This window comes from Methanoculleus sp. UBA208 (assembly GCF_002498065.1).
Taxonomy (GTDB): domain Archaea; phylum Halobacteriota; class Methanomicrobia; order Methanomicrobiales; family Methanoculleaceae; genus Methanoculleus.
Genome location: NZ_DAFZ01000061.1, coordinates 1 through 4,972, shown reverse-complemented (window position 1 = coordinate 4,972; position 4,972 = coordinate 1). Strand labels below are relative to the sequence as shown.

4 protein-coding genes are annotated in these 4,972 nt (G+C 57.7%); all 4 read right to left on the bottom strand.

What is annotated here, in order from left to right:
• On the bottom strand, positions 1 to 1,288 hold a 1,288-nt coding region (locus BRA62_RS06835; protein ID WP_292365825.1), incomplete at its 3' end, for a PAS domain S-box protein.
• Positions 1,289 to 1,573: 285 nt separating this feature from the next.
• Complete coding sequence (locus BRA62_RS06830) at positions 1,574 to 1,966, bottom strand: cupin domain-containing protein (protein WP_292365824.1); 393 nt, start codon at positions 1,964 to 1,966, stop codon at positions 1,574 to 1,576.
• A gap of 51 nt (positions 1,967 to 2,017) precedes the next feature.
• Positions 2,018 to 3,010 (bottom strand): TIGR03557 family F420-dependent LLM class oxidoreductase, encoded by a 993-nt coding sequence (locus BRA62_RS06825; RefSeq protein ID WP_292365823.1) that lies wholly within the window; start codon positions 3,008 to 3,010, stop codon positions 2,018 to 2,020.
• Positions 3,011 to 3,510: 500 nt separating this feature from the next.
• The coding region (locus BRA62_RS06820) for a PAS domain-containing protein (protein ID WP_292365822.1) at positions 3,511 to 4,972 on the bottom strand (1,462 nt) is incomplete at its 5' end.

The following is a 4,972-nucleotide window of genomic DNA, read 5'->3' as shown; positions in this document are numbered from 1 at the left end:
GCTCGGTGGTATCCCGGAAAACAACCATGATAGAAGGCCGGCCCCGGTAGAGTATGGGGGTCGCTGTGATGTCGACCTGGATCGTCCGGTCATCGAGGGTCCTGAGTTCCTGTTCGTCTAATGGGGTAGAAGTGCCTTCCCGTTCCATCCGGCGTATATACCTGGCGATACGCTCGCGAAATTCGGGGGAGACGAAGAGATCCAGCGGTTTGCCCACGACGTCTTCAGGGCTCTTCGCGCCCGCAATCCGGACACAGGCGGGATTCGCGTACACGATGATGCCGTCCCGGTGCACGACCACGGCATCCGGCATGAGCTCGACGAGGGAACGATACCGCTCCTCGCTCTCCCGGAGGGCCTCTTCCGCTCGTTTCCTCCTGGTGATGTCCCGCATGATCACCTGGATGACGGGGGTGCCGGCAATGAAGGCCATCACGCCTCTCCCCTCCACCCAGAACGGGGTTCCATCCAGCCTGAGGAGCTGGAGCTGGGTGGTCGGCGAAGATTCGCCCAGGAGATCCATTGCAACGTTCTCCTGGACACGGTCGCGGAAATCGGGATGAATGATCTCGAGGAAGTTCCTGCCGAGGATCTCATCCGGGCAGGATGCGCCGAGAAGGTTCACCCCGGTTGGGTTGATGTAGAGGATCTTCTCACGGTCGTGGATGAGTACGATGTCGAGAGCGGTCTCCACCAGGGTTCGGTACTTGGCCTCGCTCTCCCGCAGGGCTTCTTCAGCCTGTTTCTGCTCGGTGATGTCGGTGAAGCTCTCGAGCGCATGTGTTACCCGGCCGGATGCATCTTTCACCGGCTGGGCTACAATGCCGAACCAGCGCTCACGGTACGGGACGTACTTCTCAATCCTCGTGACCTCGCCCGTCGAAAAGACAGCCCGAACCGCACAGACCTCGCACTGGTGGCTCATGCCTTCGAACAAACGGTAACATTTCTGCCCGATAGGCTCGTATTCGGGGAAATATTCCCGGGCCTTCTGGTTGACCCAGACAATTGTCATATCCGGCTCGACAAGCGACTGCCCCGTATCGAGCGCAGACAGGATGGCACCTACTTCCTCCTTCTCCTTGCGCAGCGTCTCCTCGTCTCTCCTGCGTTCGGTCTCGGCCAGCCTGAGCTCTGCATTCTCCCGGCGAAGGGCATCGATCTCTGCCTGGAGCTCCCGGATTTGCTCATCGACGACCTTTTCGGTCTTTGCAGGGTTCTCCTGTGGAACTTCATCCCGTCCGGCGGGATCAGACCTTGTCCGTGAGGCTTCTGGGGGCGCTGGCATCTGATGTGGGGGCTCCTATTAATCTGATGCGGGGACTCCTATTAAAAAGCAGGTACAGTGAGTTTCACATTAGTGGTATTAACGGTAGCGCTACCGGAGTGTGGGGGGTTAAGTCGGGTACAGTGATAAAAAAATGCTTTCCTGTTAACATGTTTCCGATATTCATGAAATACTTTTTGCCATGAGGTACCGTGCGAGAGAACGGAGAAGATGGGGACAGAAGAGATCTCTCTTCCAAAAAAAATTGTATTGCTCCCGATACGAGACAGATCTACGAGTGAAGGCTCATACAAGTGCCGGTACGAACACTGCCAGCAGCGACAGATCGCCGTGGTGCGCACATACCGCATGACGGACTCCGGGCGGGGTGACGAATGTCTGACCCTGAGCCAGGGGAATCTCCGTGTCCTCGAAGAAAAAGACCCCCTTTCCGTCGATGATTCGGTTCCACTCCCACTGGCTCTCATGGTCGTGGTCCATCACCTCACAGTCCTTCCAGACCCGGACGAGGTGATAGCTGAACATGCCACCTGTCTCCTTTCCGGTCACCAGGTCCTTGAGAAAGACCCCTCTCCACTCCGGGTGTGGATACCAGGGTCTTTTCGCACTCTCGATCTCGATATCGGGAAGAAACACGACCGCCTGGTCAAAGATATCTCGGACGTTCTTCTGTTCCATGAGTGTTCTCCAGTCCTAGAAGCAGGTAAAATGGGTGAGATGGATCACCCTTTAGTCCTTCACTGCCGGGATTACTTCCTTGAAGACGTCGATGCCCAGGTTCACGTTGGGGCTTGAGTTTCCAAGGCAGAAGTGCGTGATTCCCGCGGCCTTGAACCGCTCGATCTCCTTGATGAGCCCTTCCGCATCGGTCGCGACCATGTAGTTCTCCTTCATCATGTCGTGTCCGACGAGGTTGGCGTGGATCTCGACCTCCCTGGAGTCGTAGACCTTGTACTTGAACATGGCGGGGACCAGGCAGCCGGCCCAGAAGCGCAGCCCCTCGATGGCCTTGTCATAGTCGGGATCGACGGAGTACCAGATCAGCATCGCACGCTCCATCTTGCTCGGATCCTTGCCCGAATCGGCAGCACCCTTCACGAAGTTCGGGATGGTCACGTTCTTCAGCACGGCCGGGTCCGCGGCAACCGTCATCAGGTGGTCGCCGTACTTCCCTGCAAGCCGTGCACCCTTCGGACCCATCCCGCTGAAGTAGAGCGGAACCTCGTCTTCCGGTTTGGTGTACATGAACGCCTTGTCGAGGGTGAAGTACTTTCCTTTGAAGGTGACGGGCTCCTGGCTTCCCCAGAGCTGGCGCATCACGCCGATGGCCTCAACCGTCATCTCCTGGCGCTCGGGCACGCTCGGCCATTCTCCCGTCACCGGCACCTCGTTCATGGCCTCGCCGGCGCCGACGGCAACACCCACTCGTCCCGGGTACATCTGCCGGAGCGTGGCAAACGTCTGCGCAACGATCGCCGGATTGTACCGCATGATCGGGCAGGTGATGCAGGTGGAGATGAAGACCTTCTTCGTTGCCTCAAGCGCTGCTCCCATCCACGCCCAGGCCTGTGCAGACTGTGCGTTGGTGTGGTACCAGGGGTGGAAGTGGTCGTCGGCCCAGATCGAGTCGAAACCGACATTCTCTGCCCTGATAGACTGTTCCAATGCATCTCTGGGTTTGTACTGCTCCAGAGACGCGAAATATCCTACTTTTGTCTCCATGTCTAACTACCTCGTGCCGGAAAAGAGGTGCTTACACGGGTAGCGACGGATGCCGACCAAAACATTGAACTATCTGTTCCGGATATAGTGTGATCGGTGTGTCCAGCTGGAGTTCACGTCTGTGAGGCGATACTTGTCGAAGGGTTAACCTCCATTATGATTGTGAACCCGGCTGCCTCGCCCATGTAGTTTCGCTCATTTCCGGTTTTGTGGACTTTCATCCACGTAATGAAATATTCCCGGGGCAGACATAAACCTGCTTTTTATTGCTCGCCATTACGGGAGAGTTCCCCTGATGCCATTCAAGGAATACTACCGAAATTCTCCGTTCAGGGAGCCATTTCCCGGGCTCTCTTCCAGTACGCCAGGATCGGGGGAGATCCGCCATTGCTCGCCATTGGGAAGTGCACTCACGGACGGTGACGGTGCCGACGATCCACGGGCGCGAAAAAGAGAGATCGGTGCCGGACGGTGAGGAGGTGTCGCGAGGTGTCGCGGTCTTACCGCTCCTGGGTTCCGGTGGTGATATCCTCGTTCACGGCCTCTGTGACGTCGATCATGAACGACGCGATCTCCCCGGATGGTAGCTTGAAGACGTAGTGGGAGATCCAGGGGAAATCCTCGCGGTTCCGGTATTTGAGCGGTGTGACGAACTCCGGCCTGTCGGTGATAAGAACGCGGTAGAGGAGATCGTGGATGTACGGGCTCGGGAGATCGGGGAACTCCTCAAAGAGTTTCTTCCCGACGAGATCTTCTTTGTTCATCCGCAGGAGAGTTGCGGTCACCTTGTTGACGTCCTTGATGATGTACTCCTCGCCCTGCCCGATCGGCTCGTAGATCAGGACACCGTTGCAGGTGTTCTCAAAGAACGAGTGGTACCGTATCTCCTTTAACTGGGTGCTGCGAAGCGCTTCCTCCGCTCTCTTCCGGTCGGTGATGTCGAGGATGATCCCGTTCCAGACTGTCTCGCTCCGGAGCCGAACGGGCCGGGAAAGCACCCGGATGTACATCTCCTCCCCGGTCGGCTTGATGAACCGCCCCTCGAACTCCCAGGGTGCAATCCTCCCTATCACGTCTTCTATCGACTTGAACCAGCGTCTCTGGTCTTCCGGAGCGATGCACGCACTGTAGCGTTGGATCCAGGTCTCCAAAGGGTCGGGGGGGAGGCCGTAGACCTCGGTGGAACGGTCGTCGACGTAGTAGGTGCCCCATTCGCCGGAGTCACGGGCATAGAACTGGTAGACGATCCCCGGAAGGTTGCTGGTGATGCCCCGGAGCCGTTCCTCGCTCATGCGCAGCGCCTCCTCCGCCTTCCTCCGGTCGGTGATATCGAGAAAGATGCCGTTCCAGACGGTCTCGTCCTTCAGCCGCACCGGCTGCGAAACGCCCCGGATGTACATCTCCTCCCCGGTCGGTTTGATGAACCGCCCTTCGAACTCCCAGGGTGCGACCCTTCGTATCACATCGTTGATCGAGTCGAACCAGCGTTCCTGGTCTTCCGGGGCAATGCATTCGCCGTACCTCGAAAACCAGGTCTCCAGCGGCTCGGTCGTCACCCCGTAGATCTCTTGCGAGCGCTCGTTGACATAGTAGACCCCCCACTCGCCGGTATCCCGCGCATAGAACTGGTAAATGATCCCGGGGAGGTTGCTCATGATCCCCTGGTAGCGCTCTTTCAGCTGCTTCTCGGCGATCTTCTTTGCCGTGATATCGAGGAAGAGGATGAAGAACTCGCGGGGCACCTTGCCCCCTTTATCGGTGACCGGTGCAAAGACCACCTGGAAGTAGGCGATGCCGGACTTCCTGGTCGAGGGAAGGGTCTCCGACTTCAGCCGGTCGAAGTTGCACGACATCGTCAGTTCGGCAATCTTGCCCTTCCGGATCAGGTCCTGGATGATGTCCCGCGAACACATGATGTCGTAGAGTTTGAAGTTCTCAAGATCGGGCTCTGTTGAAACCCTC

Bases quoted from the DNA above. Each gene is read 5' to 3' on its own strand.
- BRA62_RS06830 (WP_292365824.1), bottom strand. From the start codon at position 1,966: ATGGAACAGAAGAACGTCCGAGATATCTTTGACCAGGCGGTCGTGTTT.
- BRA62_RS06825 (WP_292365823.1), bottom strand. From the start codon at position 3,010: ATGGAGACAAAAGTAGGATATTTCGCGTCTCTGGAGCAGTACAAACCC.